The organism is Anaerolineales bacterium (assembly GCA_016928575.1).
In the GTDB taxonomy this organism is placed as follows: domain Bacteria; phylum Chloroflexota; class Anaerolineae; order Anaerolineales; family RBG-16-64-43; genus JAFGKK01.
The window spans coordinates 23,621-40,965 of the sequence record JAFGKK010000016.1; the positions used below are offsets into that span (position 1 = coordinate 23,621).

Annotated in this window: 14 protein-coding genes; 11 read left to right on the forward strand and 3 right to left on the reverse strand. The window is 62.4% G+C overall.

Annotated features, from left to right (window positions below; genetic code table 11):
• Positions 1-97: 97 nt before the first annotated feature.
• Both JW929_03065 and JW929_03070 read left to right on the forward strand, forming a co-directional pair.
• Positions 98-1,135 carry a homoserine dehydrogenase gene (locus tag JW929_03065; protein MBN1438366.1) on the forward strand — a complete coding sequence of 346 codons (1,038 nt, stop codon included), beginning with the start codon at positions 98-100 and terminating at the stop codon, positions 1,133-1,135.
• 4 nt (positions 1,136-1,139) lie between these two features.
• Entirely contained in the window at positions 1,140-2,123 is a 984-nt protein-coding gene (locus JW929_03070; protein ID MBN1438367.1) for a tRNA-dihydrouridine synthase, read from the forward strand.
• 120 nt (positions 2,124-2,243) lie between these two features.
• On the opposite strand, the gene JW929_03075 is transcribed toward JW929_03070, so the two are convergent.
• The 3 genes from JW929_03075 to JW929_03085 all read right to left on the reverse strand — a co-directional run bounded on the left by JW929_03075 (position 2,244) and on the right by JW929_03085 (position 5,774).
• Complete coding sequence (locus tag JW929_03075) at positions 2,244-2,714, reverse strand: VOC family protein (protein ID MBN1438368.1); 471 nt, start codon at positions 2,712-2,714, stop codon at positions 2,244-2,246.
• Between the two features lie 22 nt (positions 2,715-2,736).
• Positions 2,737-3,852, reverse strand: a complete 1,116-nt coding sequence (locus JW929_03080; GenBank protein ID MBN1438369.1) for a hypothetical protein — start codon at positions 3,850-3,852, stop codon at positions 2,737-2,739.
• Between the two features lie 320 nt (positions 3,853-4,172).
• The gene (locus JW929_03085) at positions 4,173-5,774 is read right to left on the reverse strand and encodes a helix-turn-helix domain-containing protein (protein ID MBN1438370.1); all 1,602 of its coding nucleotides are present in this window, start codon (positions 5,772-5,774) and stop codon (positions 4,173-4,175) included.
• 393 nt (positions 5,775-6,167) lie between these two features.
• Here JW929_03085 and ilvD point away from each other — a divergent pair, with 393 nt between their 5' ends.
• The 9 genes from ilvD (at position 6,168) to JW929_03130 (ending at position 17,304) form a co-directional block, all read left to right on the forward strand.
• Positions 6,168-7,838, forward strand: coding sequence for a dihydroxy-acid dehydratase (gene ilvD, locus JW929_03090; protein MBN1438371.1), 1,671 nt, complete (start codon positions 6,168-6,170; stop codon positions 7,836-7,838).
• A gap of 71 nt (positions 7,839-7,909) precedes the next feature.
• Positions 7,910-9,607 (forward strand): biosynthetic-type acetolactate synthase large subunit, encoded by a 1,698-nt coding sequence (gene ilvB / locus JW929_03095; protein ID MBN1438372.1) that lies wholly within the window; start codon positions 7,910-7,912, stop codon positions 9,605-9,607.
• A gap of 10 nt (positions 9,608-9,617) precedes the next feature.
• Complete coding sequence (gene ilvN / locus JW929_03100) at positions 9,618-10,139, forward strand: acetolactate synthase small subunit (protein MBN1438373.1); 522 nt, start codon at positions 9,618-9,620, stop codon at positions 10,137-10,139.
• Between the two features lie 73 nt (positions 10,140-10,212).
• Positions 10,213-11,268, forward strand: coding sequence for a ketol-acid reductoisomerase (gene ilvC, locus JW929_03105; protein MBN1438374.1), 1,056 nt, complete (start codon positions 10,213-10,215; stop codon positions 11,266-11,268).
• A 94-nt stretch (positions 11,269-11,362) separates the two neighbouring features.
• A complete protein-coding gene (locus JW929_03110; protein ID MBN1438375.1) occupies positions 11,363-13,027 on the forward strand; it encodes a 2-isopropylmalate synthase in 1,665 nt (554 codons plus the stop codon).
• On the forward strand, positions 13,024-13,722 hold the full coding sequence (locus tag JW929_03115) for a class I SAM-dependent methyltransferase (GenBank protein MBN1438376.1): 699 nt from the start codon (positions 13,024-13,026) through the stop codon (positions 13,720-13,722). The genes JW929_03110 and JW929_03115 overlap by 4 nt, the downstream gene beginning before the upstream one ends.
• The gene (gene leuC / locus JW929_03120; GenBank protein ID MBN1438377.1) at positions 13,719-15,137 is read left to right on the forward strand and encodes a 3-isopropylmalate dehydratase large subunit; all 1,419 of its coding nucleotides are present in this window, start codon (positions 13,719-13,721) and stop codon (positions 15,135-15,137) included. Before JW929_03115 ends, leuC begins: the two co-directional genes overlap by 4 nt.
• Positions 15,137-15,760, forward strand: a complete 624-nt coding sequence (leuD, locus tag JW929_03125) for a 3-isopropylmalate dehydratase small subunit (protein ID MBN1438378.1) — start codon at positions 15,137-15,139, stop codon at positions 15,758-15,760. Before leuC ends, leuD begins: the two co-directional genes overlap by 1 nt.
• Positions 15,757-17,304, forward strand: a complete 1,548-nt coding sequence (locus tag JW929_03130; protein MBN1438379.1) for a citramalate synthase — start codon at positions 15,757-15,759, stop codon at positions 17,302-17,304. The genes leuD and JW929_03130 overlap by 4 nt, the downstream gene beginning before the upstream one ends.
• Positions 17,305-17,345: the final 41 nt, after the last annotated feature.

Below are 17,345 nucleotides of genomic sequence, written 5' to 3' on the forward strand. Positions count from 1 at the left end.
AGAAAAAATTCCCGCAGGGCCTTCGCGCGCCGGGCGGCTTCGCGGCCCCGCTCCTATGCGTTACAATGGCCCCACCCGTCTCCTCGGAAGGTTTTCCATGCGGACCTACCGCCTTGCGATCATCGGCTTTGGCAACGTCGGCCAGGGCTTGGCGCAGATCCTGAACGAGCAGGGTGACCTGCTGCGGCAGCAATTCGGAGTGAACGTGCGGATCACCGCCGTAAGCGACATCCGCCTGGGCAGCGTGTACCATCCGGCCGGATTGGCGCCGCAAACCCTGCTGGATGCCGTTAGGCTGGAAAAATCCCTGCGCCGGGTGGACGCCCTGCATCGCGGCTGGGATTCCGACCGAACCATCCGGGGGACGGAGACCAACGTCGTCGTCGAGCTCAGCCCGACCGACCTTACGACCGGAGAGCCGGCCATCAGCCACATCCGCGCCGCCTTCGAAACCGGGAAACACGCGATCACCACCAACAAGGGCCCGGTGGCGCTGCAATACCGGGCGCTGGCTAAGCTGGCCGCCGATCACGGAGTGGAACTGGGGCTCGAGGGTACGGTGATGAGCGGATCGCCCGCCCTGCGGCTGGGATCGGAACTGCTCTCCGGCGCCAGGGTCGAAAGCATTCAGGGCGTCATCAATGGAACCACCAACTACATCCTGACCCAGATGCAGGAGGGCAAGCCATACTCCGCCGCGATCGAGGAGGCGCAGGACCAGGGATACGCCGAAGCCGATCCAACCGGCGACGTGGAGGGGTACGATGCGGCCGGAAAGCTTGTGATCCTGGCCAACGTTCTGATGGGGGCGGAGATCGGGATGGAGGATGTCGAGCGCGAGGGGATCACCCGCCTGACCAAGAAGGACGTCGCGGCGGCGAAGGACGCGGGCGAAGTGTGGAAGCTGGTCGCCCGGGTAGACCGGACCGGCGACGGCGTGCGGGCCAGCGTCCGGCCGCAGCGATTGCCGCACACGCATCCGCTGGCGTCCGTCCACGGCGCGGCCAACGCAATCACCTTCGCCACCCGCCTGCTCGGCGACGTGACCCTGATCGGGCCGGGCGCCGGCCGCCTGGAAACCGCCTACGCGATCCTGTGCGATCTGCTTGCCATCGACCGCCATATCCGCCGCTAGGATCGTGGCCGATTCCGCTTCCCCCCTTTTTTTCATCCGGTCCATACCCGTCCGCGGCGACCTGATTCTGGCGCCCATGGACGGATTCACCGATCAGCCGTTCCGCGAGATCTGCCGCGGCCTCGGTTCGGCGATGGTATACACCGAGTTCGTCAACGTCGACGAGATCGCCCATGCCAAGGCGGAGAGCGCGGTCAGGTTGAAACTGCGGTTTGCCGAGGCGGAACGGCCGGTGGCGATCCAAATTTACGGACACACAGAAGGGCGGCTGGTGGAGGCCGCGCGCCGGTTGCAGGACCTGGAGCCGGATCTGATCGACATCAACCTCGGATGCTCCATCCGAAAGATCGCAGAGCGCGGGGCGGGGGCCGGGATGCTTAAGGACCCGATGCGGATCGGCCGGCTGTTCGCATCCCTCTCCGCCGCTCTGCGAATCCCAGTCAGCGCCAAGATGCGCCTGGGCTGGGACGAAAGGAGCCGCAACTACCTGGAGGTGGCCAAAGCCCTGGAAGAAAACGGCTGTGCTCTGCTGGCCGTGCACGGTCGAACCAAGGAGCAGGCGCTTTCCGGACCGGTCGACCGGCTGGCGATCGCGGAAATCAAATGTCGGGCCCGGATCCCGGTGCTGGGAAACGGAAACGTGCACACCGTCGCCGACATCGAGGCGATGAAGCGGGAAACAGGATGCGACGGGGTGATGATCGGCCGCGCGGCGATCGGCCATCCGTGGATCTTCGCGCGCCGGGAAAAGGAAAGCGTGGCCCTTCCAGAGAGCATCGCCATGGCGCGGCGCCACTTGGGAATGATGGTCGACCTGTACGGACCGAGGTTCGGATGTCTCATCTTCCGAAAGCACGCGGTGCGGTATGTGCACCACTTGGAAAGCGTCGGGAAACTGCGAACAAGGCTGGTGTCGTGCGCGAACGTCGAGGAGTATGAATCGCTGTTTGCCGAAGCGCTGGCGGTCCACAATGCTCCGGCTGCGTGATTGTCGAACCAATGCCGCCAAGGCGCGACGCCGTACGGAAACCCCTTCCGGGGAAGACCCATCATGGCCGGGCGGGGTTTCCGAGGCAGATAACGCGAATGCGGTCCGAACGGGATCCACTCATACGGAATTTGTAGAATCCAGCAACTCCAGGATCGTACCGATATATTTTTCCGCATCGATGTAATCGTAGCTGCCCCCTTCGAACACGCCCTTCTGGATGGAAGGCATCCCGAGTGCGGAGAGGGCGGCCGCGGTCCGGCCGGTGTTTTCGACGCGGAAGGCGATGTGGTGGACGCCGTCGCCGCGGCGGTCGAGAAATTCACGCCAAGTGCTCGGCCCGCCGACCGGTTCGATGATTTCGACGGCGAGTTGCCCGAAGTCGAAGAAATACAGCTTGGCGGTCGCCGGAGTGGGTTGGCCGCGATACTCGGTTCGGGCTTTGTCGAATCCGTCGGTGACGATCGGATCCGGCAGGGGCAGGCCGGTGAGTCGGGCCAGTTTCCGGGCGGTCGCGGCGCCGTCCCGGGCGACGAATCCGATTTGGCACAGCGCGGCGTTCTGCAGGGGCGGAGGATCAGCCTCGGTCATGACGATTCCTTTCCGGACGGAGTCAGGCGATGGATTTCTGATACACCCGGTAACGCCGCAGGCTTTTCGCGCCGAGGTTGACCACGGCGTTGAGCATCGGGTAATTGTCCTCCAGGATGTAGTTGAGCTCCAAGCGCACGTCCCGGTGGGCCAGGATTTCGTAGAGCTTTCTGTACATCAGGGCGTCGACGGCTTTTCCTTGGTACTCCGGCACGACCCCCAAAGCCCAGATGCGGAACTGCCGGATGCGCGGAAGACCGACGAGCAGTTTAATCCACCCAAACGGGAATAACCGGCCGTTCAGGCCTTTCAGCAGAGTGTTCACGTCCGGCAGGGCCATCATGAAGCCGATAGCTTTACCGTGCGCATCTTCGGCGAACAGCAGAAGCTTCGGGTCAACCACCGACTTAAGGTCCTTGGCGATGGCCTTGCCCTCTTCCTCCGTAACCGGGTAGAACCCCCAATTGTCCGCTATGGATCGGTTGGCCAAATTCACAAAAATAGAGACTTCCTTCTCCAGGTTTCGCATATCCAAGGTTCTCACATTTACTTTCAGCCTATTTTTAAGGCTTGTAGTTAGACTAATGTATTTTTTAGGTATCTGATATCCTTCTTTTGAATCCACGTAGAACACGAGGAGATCTTTTATTTTGGAAAGGCCAAATTGGGTCAGGAACTCGTTGTATTGAGGAGGGTTGTAGGGGGCCATGACAACCGGAGAAGGGAGGAAGCCTTCAACGACTAATCCCCATTCCTGAGAAGCAAATGACCAGGGGCCGCGCATGGCCTTCATCCCGCGTTCGGCGAGCCACCGTTGCGCGGCCGAAAGCAGCATTTCTGCCGCGGGAAAATCGCCCGAGCATTCGAACGCCCCGAATAATCCGATCGGTTCTTTCCACGACCGCACGGCCAACCGGTCCACAAAGGCGGAGATGCGGCCGACGGTCCGGATGCCGTCGCGCAGGAGGAACAGCGCGTATTCGCAGTGTTTCAACATCGGGTTGCGTTTCGGATCGAATTGATTCCATTGTTCCCTGCGAAGCGGGGGAACCCAAATGGGATCGCGGCGGTACAGGCGGTACGGCAGTGCGATGAACTCCGCCAAATCCTTTCTTGTCTGAACGGTTTGAACCTCCAAGCGGATCCTCCCTCCTTGGGCCGGGTTAAGCGGAAAGGACTGGAAATCAATCAACGCCCGTAAATCCGGCCGCCTGACCGGCAAACACGATTGCGGGTACTAGTATTATATGCTCGGCGGACCGGCGGATGGCGGACGGACAACCTGGAAAGCGCAACGCCGAATTTTTTTTACCCGCGCTTGCGACGGACGCCAAATCCGCCCCTAACCGGATGCCCGGCTCACGCCAAGCCGCTCAACCTGATTTCCTGTTTGTTATCCGGCCGATCAGGCTTTGAAGAGGGTCCAAAGGGCATGGGCGGATTTCCTGGATCCATCCCTTAGGCCGCCTTCAGCATCCGACGGATACTCAGCGCCAATTGGACCGCAAGCCGGGTTTCGGGGTTCTCAAGATCCAATTGCGCGACGCCCGCCAGACGCTCGAGGCGGTAGGTCAGGGTATTGCGGTGGATGAAGAGCGCCTCGGCGGTCTGTGAAAGGTTGCCGTTGTGTTTGAAGAACTCCTCCAGCGAGGTAAGAAATTCGTCCGCATTTTCATGGTTCATCACCGGACCGAGCGTCTCCTGGAGAAACGCGTTTAGTTCGGGATGGTCTTCGAACTGCAACAGGAGGCGGTACACCGTAAGGTCCATGTAGTACAGCGGCTTGCGCTCCCCCAGGCGGCGGGCCATATCTAGCGCCTGGCCCGCTTGGCGGAAGGACAGCTGCCAGGAGCCGAGTTCCGCGGCGGGGGTTCCAATCCCGCAGCGGATGACCGCTTCCGGATGCTCCTTCGCCGCCAGGTCGATGACCGTCTGGGCCAGGGCGATCGCCGCGGACGGCCGTCCGGATTGGCGCGGGGATTCGCAGAAGCAAATCACTTCGCCGCTAAGAGAGGATACGATCACCGGCCGTCCGGAGCGGGAGATTTCGCCGTTGACCAGGGTTTCCAGACGGCGAAGGGTCGGAGCGGAACCCTCCCACGCCAGGCGCATCGCGGTGTGCTGTTGTCCAAGGTCCAAGCCTAAGTTCTGAGCCCAAAGGTGGGCGTCGCGGGCGGAGAGGTTGCGGTGCAGGAGGGCGGACAGCAGATCTCCATGCAGTCGCTTCTCTGTCTCGCGCACCGCTTTGGCCCTGGCCATCTCGATCGCGCAGACCAGCGCGCCTTGTTCGGCAACCAGCCGGTCGGTAGGATCCAATTCGCCCACCGCGCCGACCGCGGAGAGGTATCCGCGGGCCACGTCGCCGACCACGATCGGGACGATCACCCGTTCCAATCCGCCCGGCATCGAATCGAGGATCGCCGACGGGGCTTGGCCGGCTTGGCGCCGGTCCCGCAGGGTTTCGGGCAGCGCGGAAAAATCCGCCAGCTGGACAAGCAGGTCATCCCAAACCATCCGCAGATCCGCACTCGGACTGGAAGCCAGCGGCGCAAGACGCTTATCTTGGACCAACATTCCATGCTGGGTCATTTCCCGCATTGCCGCCGCCAGGCCGGCGAGTCCTTCTCCGCAGGCGGCGATCTGGGTCAGCCGGGTCTGGATGGCGGCGCCGCGTTCCAACAGAAGCGACTTTTGAGTCAGGAGGGCTTTGAGAAAGGTTTGATGAACCGCACGGAGTTCTGCTCCGCGCTCCGATCGCGATGCCGCCTTGGTGAAAATGCGAAAGACGGGCTTGCCCGGCCATGCGGAGGGATCGATATCCCCGGGCCCGATGAGACCCACCGCCGATGGCCTCCCCGCTTGCGAATCCTCTTCCCGTATCTGCAGCGCTTCCGACACATCCAAGAGCAGCAAATCGCCATCCCGGATTTCGGAATTGTTGCAGACAACCCAGGAAATCGAAGTGGCCGCGGATTTTTCTCCTCCGCAAATCCACTCATAGTCATCGCTTGGAAGCGGTTCAAGGATTGTGGTCAGGGACACCGGAATAGTGATTGACATAGTCCGCAAACCTATTCGGACAAATACGCTCTAAATATTATCGGGTTTTATTAACCCATTTGTGCATATTGTACAATAAATTTGGGTAAAAAATATGAAGGATGCTAATAGACAGGGGAAAAATAACAGGGTAAAATGTCAGACGGAAAAAGACTATGATCCACATTTCTCTCCTGGTTGTCGTTATTGCGGTCCTGGTTCTCGTTATTATCGAGAGCCATACTTGCGCATGGGCAGCCCTCGGAGAGAGAGCGTAATCGGTCAGGACGCGACAAACGAGGAGCAAAGCGAACCAGGGCTGCCAAGCAAGGCAGCCCATTTTTTTACCCCCACCTCTCCTTTCCCATTTGCTTCGCACATGGAGGAGGAGAGAGGAGGGGGGAAGGAGAGGCCATGAGATCCGACATCATCAAGAAAGGGTTCGAAAAAGCTCCGCACCGTTCCTTGCTGCGGGCGATCGGTGTGGAGGAAAAGGACTTCGGCAAACCGTTCATCGCCGTCGCCAATTCCTATACTGATATCGTACCAGGACACGTGCACCTGCAATCGTTCGGCCGGCGGGTGAAGGAAGCGGTCCGCGCCGCGGGAGGCGTGCCGTTCGAATTCAACACCATCGGAGTTGGAGACGGGATTGCAATGGGCCACGCAGGCATGAAATACAGCTTGGCCTCGCGCGAGTTGATCGCGGATTGCGTGGAAACGATGCTCGAAGCGCACGCCTTTGACGGCATGGTGTGCATCCCCAATTGCGACAAGATCGTCCCGGGCATGGTGATGGCCGCTCTGCGGGTCAACATTCCCGCCATCTTCGTCACCGGCGGCCCGATGCGCGCCGGGAAGACCCCTGCCGGGGAAGTGCTGGATCTGATATCGGTGTTCGAAGGTGTCGGTGCGTATAAGGCCGGGAAGATCGGAGAAAAGCGGCTGAAAGAACTTGAGCGCTACGCCTGCCCGTCCTGCGGTTCCTGCTCCGGCCTGTTTACCGCCAATTCGATGAACTGCCTGCTGGAAGTCCTAGGGCTTGCGCTTCCCTATAACGGAACGGCGGTGGCAAAAACCGCCGAGCGCAACGCGCTGGCAGAGAAGGCCGGGGCGCTCATCATGAAGCTCGTAAAAGCTGACGTTCGTCCGCGGGACATGGTGACAGCCGAGACAATCGACGACGCCTTTGCGCTGGATATTGCCATGGGCGGCAGCACCAACACCGTCCTGCACACGCTGGCTTTTTGCGACGAGGCGGGCATCGAGTATCCCCTGGAGCGCATCAATCAACTTGCGGAAAAGGTACCGCATCTGACGAAAATCAGCCCGTCCGGGCCGTGGCACATCGAGGATCTTCACAAAGCCGGTGGGATTCCTGCGATCCTGCGCGAATTATCCCGCAAGGATGAATCGCTCCTGCACCTGGACCGGCCTACCGTGACGGGAAAAACCCTTCGCGAGAACATCAAGAAGGCCGGCATCAGGAAGCCGGAAGTGATCCGCCCGGTGGAGAATCCGCATTCGCAAAGGGGGGGATTGGCGATCCTGTTCGGCAACCTGGCGCCGGACGGAGCCGTGATAAAAACCGCGGGGGTGACCGACGCAATGCGCAAGCACGTCGGTCCGGCCCGCATCTACGAAAGCCAGGAGGAGGCACTTACCGGCATTCTTGCCGGGGAGGTTCGGGCCGGGGAGGTGGTGGTCATCCGCTACGAAGGGCCGCGCGGCGGACCCGGAATGCAGGAGATGCTCTCGCCCACCTCGGCCATCATGGGGATGGGTTTGGGCGAAAGCGTCGCGCTGATCACCGACGGGCGGTTCTCCGGCGGGACCCGCGGCGCCTGTATCGGCCATGTCTCCCCGGAAGCCGCCGCCGGCGGGCCGATCGCGGCGCTCAAGCAGGGTGACGTGATCGAGATCGACGTCGACCGGCGGACGATGAACGTCCGCCTCAGCGACGAGGAGATTCGCGGTCGGATCGCCGCGCTGCCGCCGTTCGAATCCCGCGCCACCAGCCGCTGGCTGAGGCGGTACTCCAGGTTCGTCGCCAGCGCCAACAAGGGCGCGGTTCTGAAGGAATGACCCCCTCCCATCCTCCCCCGTGTGCAAAGCAAACGGGGGAGGATAAGAGGGGGCACGAAGGAGATAAAGAGATGAAAAAATCAGGCGCCGAAGTGTTATGGGAATCCCTGATCCGCGAGGGCGTGGATGTGCTGTTCGGCATCCCCGGCGGGGCGGTTATTCCCGCGTTCGATGCAATGTTGAATTATCCGAAATTGAAATTCATCCTCGCCCGGCATGAAGAGTGCGCGGCGATGATGGCCGACGGGTACGCGCGCGCTTCGCGCAAGGTCGGGGTGGCGATCGCCACTTCCGGCCCAGGAGCGACCAACCTGGTCACCGGCATTCAAGTTGCCTTCATGGATTCCTCGCCGGTGGTGTTCATCACCGGTCAGGTGGCCAGCAACCTGCTCGGTTCGGATGCCTTCCAGGAAACAGACATGACCGGCATCAGCCTGCCGATCACCAAGCATAACTTCCTGATCACCTCGCCGGACCAGGTGGCGCAGACGGTTCGCGAGGCGTTCTACATCGCCCGCAGCGGCCGGCCGGGGCCGGTGTTGATCGACTTCTGCAAGGATGCCCAGGTCGCCAAGACCGACAAGTTCGATCCGCCGGAAATTCGACTTCTTGGGTACCATCCCCCGGAACACGCCGCGCCCGAAAAACTCGAAAAGGCGGCGGAGTTGATCCGCAAATCCAAACGGCCGATCATCTTCGCCGGCCACGGCGTGGAAATCTCCGGAGCGGGAAAAGAAGTGCAGGAATTCGCCGAACGGACCAACATGCCGGTGGCGATGACTCTCCTCAGCTTGGGCTCAATCCCTTCCTCCCATCCGCTGTCGTTGGGGATGATGGGCATGCATGGGGAAGCCTACTGCAACCAGTCGATCCAGAATGCCGATCTGATCCTTGCGCTGGGGATGCGCTTCGACGACCGGGTGACCGGAAACCTGAAAACCTACGCCCCGGGCGCGGCCAAGATCCATGTCGACATCGATCCGGCGGAGATAAACAAAATCGTGAAGTCAGATGTCTCGCTGGTGGGGGATGTCAAAATGGTGCTGAAAGACCTCAATCCGATGGTGGCTAACGCCCGCCATGACGACTGGCTGGCGCAGATCAATCAGTGGCGGAAGGAGACCGACGACCACGACATTGTGGCACAGCCCAACAACGGATATTTGAACGTTCCACAGATCATCAATGACATCTGGAGAGTGACCAAAGGGGAAGCCCTGGTGGTTACCGACGTGGGTCAGCACCAAATGTGGGCGGCGCAGTATTACCAGCCGGAGAAACCCTACAGCTTCATCACTTCCGGCGGAGCCGGAAGCATGGGGTTCGGCCTGCCGGCCGCGATCGGAGCCAAGGTCGCCAAGCCCGAGCGCGAGGTGTGGGCGATCGTCGGCGACGGCGGATTCCAAATGACCCAAATGGATCTGATCACGGCGGTCAAGGAAGGAATTGAAATCAAAATCGCACTGATGAACAACCATTTCCTGGGCATGGTCCGCCAATGGCAGGAATTCTTCTTTGAGAAGCGCTATTCGGCGGTCCAGCTCAGGAATCCGGATTTCGGAAAGATCGCCGAAGCCCACGGCGCGGGATACCGGCGGATAGAGAAGCCGGGAGAGGTGCCCGCCGCCGTCGAATTTGCCCGCAAGACTCCCGGCCCCGTCCTGCTCGATTTCCACGTCCAGCAGGAAGAAGCCGTATATCCGATGGTCCCGACCGGGGCGGACCTGCACCAAATGATCCGCCGTCCAGCGCCGGAAGAAAGGAAATAGGGAGGTTGCCATGCAGCATACACTGATCGCACTGGTCGACAACCGCCCCGGTGTGCTGAACCGGGTGGCGTCGTTGTTTCGCCGTAGGAATTACAACATCGAAAGCCTGGCAGTGGGGCGGACCGAGAATCCGGAAATCTCGCGGATGACGATCGTCGTGGAAGCTTTGCCGGAAGAAACCGCCCGGATCGAAGCCAACCTGGTCAAACTGATCAATATCATCGACGTCCAGGACGTTACCGGCCAGCCGGCGATCGCCCGCGATCTGGCGCTGATCAAGGTCAAAGCCCAGCCCAGCCAGCGGGCTGAGATCACCGCCCTGGCGGATATCTTCCGAGCGCGGGTGGTCGACGTGGCGCCTGAAAGCCTGATCATGGAGATCACCGGAACCGAGGACAAAATCGAGAGCTTGAACGAACTGCTGCGGCCGTTCGGCATTCTGGAGATGGTCCGCGCCGGACAGGTGGCGATGCTGCGCGGCGGCGCAACCGGCGTGCGGCACACGCCCGGCGTGGAAACCAGAGCCGCCTAGCGGCCGTGGGAACGCAATTCCATCCCTCCTTCGCTCCGGCGGGGGGGGCATCCATCGAAAAGGAGAGGTCACCATGGCCAAGATCAAGTTCGGCGACGTCGTCGAGACGGTCGTCATGCGCGAGGAATTCCCGCTTGAAAAAGCGCGCAAGGTGCTCCAAAACGAGACGGTCGCCGTCCTCGGATACGGCGTCCAGGGCCCAGCCCAAGCGATGAATATGAAGGACAACGGCATCCGCGTCATCATCGGACAGGCCAAGGAAGACAAGTTCTACTGGGATAAGGCCGTCAAGGACGGCTGGGTTCCCGGAAAGGACCTCTTCCCGATCGAGGAAGCCGTCCGGCGCGGAACGATCATCCAGTACCTGGTCTCGGACGCGGCCCAAAAAATCCTCTGGCCGAAGGTTAAAGCGAAGCTGAAACCGGGCGACGCGCTGTATTTCTCGCACGGCTTCTCGATCGTCTACAAGGACCAGACCGGCGTGGTGCCGCCGGCGGAGGTGGACGTGATCATGGTCGCGCCGAAGGGATCCGGCGCCAGCGTCCGCACCAACTTCCTGGCCGGCTCGGGGATCAACAGCTCGTATGCCGTCTTCCAAGACGCCACCGGGCGCGCGCAGGAACGCACCCTCGCGCTCGGCATCGCGATCGGATCCGGCTACCTGTTCCCGACCACGTTCGAAAACGAAGTCCACTCCGACCTGACCGGAGAACGCGGGGTGCTGATGGGGGCGCTGGCGGGGATCATGGAGGCGCAATACAACCTGCTGCGCAAGCACGGCCATTCGCCCTCGGAAGCCTTCAACGAGACGGTCGAGGAGCTCACCCAAAGCCTGATCCGATTGGTTGATAAAAACGGCATGGATTGGATGTACGCCAACTGCTCGACCACCGCCCAGCGCGGCGCGCTGGATTGGCGCCACCAATTCCGCAAGGCGGTCGAACCGGTCTTCGACTGGCTGTACGAAAGCGTCGTTTCGGGCGAGCAGACCCGGATCGTGATCGAGGCCAACAGCGCCGCAGATTACCGCCAGAAGCTGGAGAAGGAGCTCAAGACGATGCGTGATTCCGAGATGTGGCGCGCGGGCGCGGCGGTGCGCTCGTTGCGGCCGGAGAATTGGAAGAAGTGACCCCCACCCAGCCCTCCCCCATTTGCTGCGCAAATGGGGGAGGGCAAGGGAGGAGGAGGGGGGCGGTGCGATTTTCCGAAACAAGGAGGACGCCATGGACAACTACGTGCGGATTTTCGACACAACCTTGCGCGACGGCGAGCAGTCGCCCGGAGCGAGCCTGACCTCCGGCGAGAAGGTGGAGATTGCCCGGGCGCTTGCCAGGTTGGGGATCGACATCATCGAAGCCGGATTTCCGGCGGCGTCTCCGGACGATCTGGAAGCCGTCCGGCGGATAGCGATCGAGATCGGGAACAGCCCCGCCTCGCGGACCGAGGATGGCGGCTCGGAAACGGCATCCACCCACCGTCCGCCGCCGATCATCTGCGGCCTGGCCCGTGCGACCAAATCCGACATCGACGCCGCCTGGGAAGCGGTCCGGCACGCCGCCCGGCCGCGGATCCATACCTTCCTGGCCACCTCGCCGATTCATATGGAATACAAGCTGAAGATGGCCCCCGAGCAAGTCGTCGAGCGGATCCGCGAGATGGTCACCTACGCCCGCTCGCTGTGCCGGGACGTGGAGTTCTCGCCCGAGGACGCCGGTCGCAGCGATCCGGAGTTCCTCTACAAGGTTCTCGCGCTGGCCATCGAATGCGGTGCAACCACGTTGAACATCCCCGACACGGTCGGCTACACCACGCCCGAGGAATTCGGAGCGCTGATCGCGGGGATCATCAAAAACACCAAAGGCATCGAGAAGGCGGTCGTCTCGCTGCATTGCCACAACGACCTGGGCATGGCCACCGCCAACACCTTGGCCGGGCTGCGCGCCGGCGCGCGCCAGGTGGAGGGGACGATCAACGGCATCGGCGAACGGGCCGGCAACGCCTCAATCGAGGAAGTGGTGATGGCCTTGCACACCCGCCGCAACCTGTTCCATCTGACCACCGGAATCGACACCACCCAGATCGCGCGGGTGTCGCATATGGTCTCGACCTATACCGGAATCCCGGTTCAGCCCAACAAGGCGATCGTCGGGGCCAACGCCTTCGCCCACGAAGCGGGGATCCACCAGGACGGGATGCTCAAGCATCACACCACCTACGAGATCATGCGCCCGGAAATGATCGGCTTGACGCAATCCAACCTGGTCCTGGGGAAGCACTCCGGGCGGCACGCGCTGCGCGCGCGGCTGAGCGAGTTGGGACACGAGCTTTCGGCCGAGGAGTTGGACCGGGCGTTCGAGCGGTTCAAGGAACTGGCGGATAAGAAAAAAACCATCGCCGACGCCGACCTGGAAGCGCTGGTGGCGGACCAGATCTACCAGCCGAAGGAAATCTTCGCCCTCGAAGGCCTGCAGGTGGCTTGCGGAACGATGGGCATGCCCACCGCCACGGTCCGCCTGCGCGGCCCCGACGGCGCCCTCCAGGTCCAGGCGGCGATCGGCACCGGGCCGGTGGATGCGGCCTACAAGGCAATTGATGGGATCGTGCAGGCGCCCAACTCGCTGGAGGAATTCTCGATCCGCGCCATCACCGAAGGGATCGATGCCATCGGAGAGGTGACCGTGCGCCTGGAATCGAGGGATGAAACTCTCCCAACCCGCGAGATGGCCCAGAACGGCCGGAGGCGGTCCCGATCCTTCGGCGGGCACGGCGCCGACACCGACATCATCGTCGCCAGCGCCAAAGCCTACCTGAGCGCGCTCAACAAACTCCTCGTCGCCTCCGGAAGGGTTCCGGAGGCCGCGGCGGAAAGCCGGATCGGGACGGCGTGAATCTGCAGCGGGTGAAGGAACATTTCGACAAAGACGCGTCGGACTACGACAACCACATCATCCGGTTTGTCCCGTTCTACAGGGAACAACACGCGATGATGATGGATCTGCTCCCTTTCGAAAAAACGGCCCGGATCCGCGGTCTGGATCTCGGCGCGGGAACCGGCGTGCTGGCGGAGGGTATCCTGCGCAAATACCCGCTGGCTGAGGTGACCGTCTTCGATCTCTCCGACAAGATGATCGGAGCCGCCCGTGAGCGGCTGAGCAAATTCGCCGGCCGGACCGCCTTCCGAAAGGGCGATTTTTCCAAGGATGAGTTCGGTATCGGCTACGACCTGGTCCTCTCGGGGCTTTCGATCCACCATCTGTCGAATCCGAAGAAGCAGGCGTTGTTCCGGAAAACCTACCTCGCCCTCAATCCCGGAGGTATGTTCCTCAACCGCGACGTGATCCGCGGGACGACGAAACGCCTGGAGGAAATCTACATCCGGTTGTGGCGCGAGTACGTGCGCTCGAACGGCGAGGACGACGCGGCCATGATGGAACGCTACTACGCAGAGGATATTCCGGCCGGCGTCGAAGAACAACTGGAATGGATGCGCCGGGCGGGCTTCGTGGACGTGGGCTGCCATTGGCAGAGGACGAATTTCGCGGTCTACGGCGGACGTAAAGACACATCGGAAAAGGAATCATGAGCGGACCAAAAACCCTGTTCGATAAAATCTGGAAGACCCACCTTGTGCGGGAGGAACCCGGCCACCCTCCGATTCTCTACATCGACCTGCATATGGTCCACGAAGTGACCTCGCCGCAGGCGTTTGCGGACCTCCGGTCCCGCGGTTGGACGGTCCACCGTCCGGACCGGACGCTGGCGACGATGGACCACTCGATCCCGACCACCGGCCTCACGCTGGAAGGCGCGGACGACGCGGCGGTGAATCAGCTGCGGCGTTTGGAAGCCAATTGCCGCGAGTTCGGGATCCGCTGCATGCGGATGGACGACCCGGGACGGGGCATCGTCCATGTCATCGGCCCGGAGCTGGGCGCGACTCAGCCCGGGATGACGATCGTCTGCGGGGACAGCCACACCGCGACCCACGGCGCGTTCGGAGCCCTGGCCTTCGGAATCGGGACGAGCGAGGTGGAACAGGTGCTCGCCACCCAATGCCTGCTGCAGAACCGTCCGCAACGGACAGTGGTGAATTTCCGCGGACGGCTCGGGAAGGGAGTGACCGCCAAGGACATGATCCTCGGCCTGATCGCGCAGATCGGGGTGGGGGGCGGCACCGGTCAGGTCTTTGAATACGCCGGGCCGGCGGTGCGCGGGCTCGACATGGAAGCGCGCATGACGCTGTGCAACATGTCGATCGAGGGCGGCGCGCGGGCCGGGCTGGTGGCGCCGGACGACACCACCTTCCAGTACCTCGCCGGCCGGGAATTCGCGCCGCGGGGCATGGCCTGGGATGCGGCCCTGGCGTGCTGGCAGGGGCTGGTCTCGGATCCGGATGCGGAGTTCGACCGCACGATCGAGGTCGATGCCGCGGCGCTGCAGCCGATGATCACCTTCGGCACGAATCCGGCGATGGGCATGCCCGTCACGGGCAGGATACCGGACCCGGCCGACGAAACGGATCCGCTCAAGCGCTCGGCGCTGGAAAAGGCGCTGGCCTACATGCGCTTCACGCCCGGCGATGCGATGATCGGAAAGAAGGTCGACGTTGTGTTCATCGGATCGTGCACCAACGGCCGGATTTCCGACCTGCGCGCCGCGGCGGGAATTTTCCGTGGACGACGCGTCGCCCCTAGCGTCCGGGCGCTGATCGTTCCGGGCTCCGAGAGAGTCCGCCGTGACGCGGAAGCGGAAGGCTTGGACCGCGTCTTCCGCGAGGCCGGGGCGGAATGGCGCCACTCGGGCTGCAGCATGTGCATTGCCATGAACGGCGACCAGCTTTCCCCTGGCCAGTACGCGGTGAGCACCAGCAACCGCAATTTCGAAGGCCGCCAGGGCAAGGGCGGCCGGACGATGCTCGCCAGCCCGATCACCGCTGCGGCCGCCGCCGTGAAAGGCGCCGTCGCCGATCCGCGGGCGCTGCTCCAGGAAGGTGCCTAGTGGAACCGATACGCACGATCACCTCGAACCTCATCCCGCTGCTGATCAACGACGTCGACACCGACCAGATCATCCCGGCGCGTTACCTCAAGGTGACCGACAAGGACGGGCTGGCGGAGGGGTTGTTTTCCAATTGGCGCTATCTGCCGGAGGGTGGGCCGAATCCGGAGTTTGCGCTCAACCGGCCGGAATACCGCGGAGCAAGCATCCTGCTGGCGGGGGACAATTTCGGCTGTGGATCCTCGCGCGAGCACGCCCCGTGGGCCCTCCGCGCCGGAGGAATCCGCGCGATCATCAGCACCTCATTCGCCGACATCTTCCGCAGCAACGCGCTGAAGAACGGCGTCCTGCCGGTCGTGGTGGACGAAACGATCCACCGGAACCTCGTCGACCTGGTCGAGGAAGCCCCGTCGGCGACGGTCACCATCGATCTGGAAAATCAGAAGGTCCTCTTGCCGGGGGGCGTGCAAGCGGACTTCACAGTCGACGCGTTCTCCAAAACCTGCCTGGTGCGTGGAATGGACGAATTGGACTATCTGGCGGGTTTTCTTCCGCAGATCCGGGACTTCGAAATCCGGCACGATCCCGCCTGCGGCGGAATGGGAAAAGCGAGGCCGTCATGATCGAAATCTATGATACGACCCTCCGCGACGGATCCCAACGCGAGGGGATCTCGCTCTCCTGCGACGACAAGCTTAAAATCGCCCGCAAACTTGACGATCTGGGCGTTGCCTACATCGAAGGCGGCTGGCCGGGGTCGAACGCCAAAGACATGGAATTCTTTGCCAAGGCCAAAGCGCTGCGCTGGCGGACCGCCCGCATCGCGGCGTTCGGATCGACTTGCCGCGCTGGGAGCAAACCGGGAAACGACGAAAACATCCAGGCCATGCTCCGGGCCGAGGCGCCCGTCTGCACGGTCGTCGGCAAATCCTGGTCCCTGCACGTCACCGATGTCCTGCGGACCTCGAAAGAGAACAACCTGCGGATGATCGAGGAGAGCGTCGCCTTCCTCAAGGCGCAGGTCGAGCAGGTGTTTTTCGACGCCGAACATTTTTTCGACGGCTACAAGGCGGATCCCGCCTACGCGCTGGAAACTCTGCAAGCCGCCCGGCGGGGCGGAGCCGACGTCCTGGTGCTGTGCGAGACGAACGGGGGCGCGATGCCGTGGGAGCTGGAGGCCGCATTCCAAGCCGTGCGCCAGGCTGTTCCGGGCCGGTTGGGAATCCACGCCCACAACGACGGAGAATGCGGCGTGGCCAATTCCCTCCTGGCCGTCCGGCAGGGAGCGACCCACGTCCAGGGGACGATCAACGGCTACGGCGAACGGTGCGGCAACGCCAACCTGTGCTCGATCATCCCCGACATCGAACTTAAACTCGGCCGGCCCTGCCTGCCCAAGGGCCGACTCAGACGGCTGTATGAAACCGCCCATTTCGTGGCGGAGATCGCCAACCTATCGCCGGACGAATACCTGCCTTACGTCGGCAAATCCGCCTTCGCGCACAAGGGCGGGATACACGTATCAGGGATGCGCCGGAACACGCTGGCCTACCAGCACGTCGAACCGGCGCTGGTCGGGAACGAGATGCGGGTGGTCGTCAGCGAACTCTCCGGCAAGGGCAATCTGCTTCAAAAGCTGGAGGAATACCACCTCGAGGCGGACGAGAAAGCAGTCGCCAAAGTGCTTAAGGAGATCAAGGACCTGGAAGCCCGCGGATTTTCCTTCGAGACCGCCGACGCCTCGGTGGCGATGATGCTCAAGCGCCATCAATCGGATTACAAGCCGCCGTTCGAACTGATCGATTTCTTCTGCCTTGTCGAACACCGCCAGGGGCGCGGGCTGATGGCGGAAGCGAACGTCAAGATCCGCGTCGGCCAAGAGGTCATGCACACCGCCGCGGAGGGCAACGGCCCGGTGAACGCGCTCGACGGCGCGTTGCGCAAGGCGCTGCAGCCGCGCTACCCGCAAATCCGCCGCTTCGAGTTGACGGATTACAAGGTGCGCATTCTGGATTCGACCAGCGGCACGGGCGCCGTCGTCCGGGTGCTGATCGACACCCAATCCGACGGCCGGCGCTGGAGTACGGTCGGGGCCAGCGAGAACATCATCGAAGCCTCGTGGCGCGCGTTGAGCGACGCCGTCGAGTTCGGATTGACGATGAAATGACCCCTCGTCAATCCTTCCCCTCCCGCAAGGCGGGTGAGAGG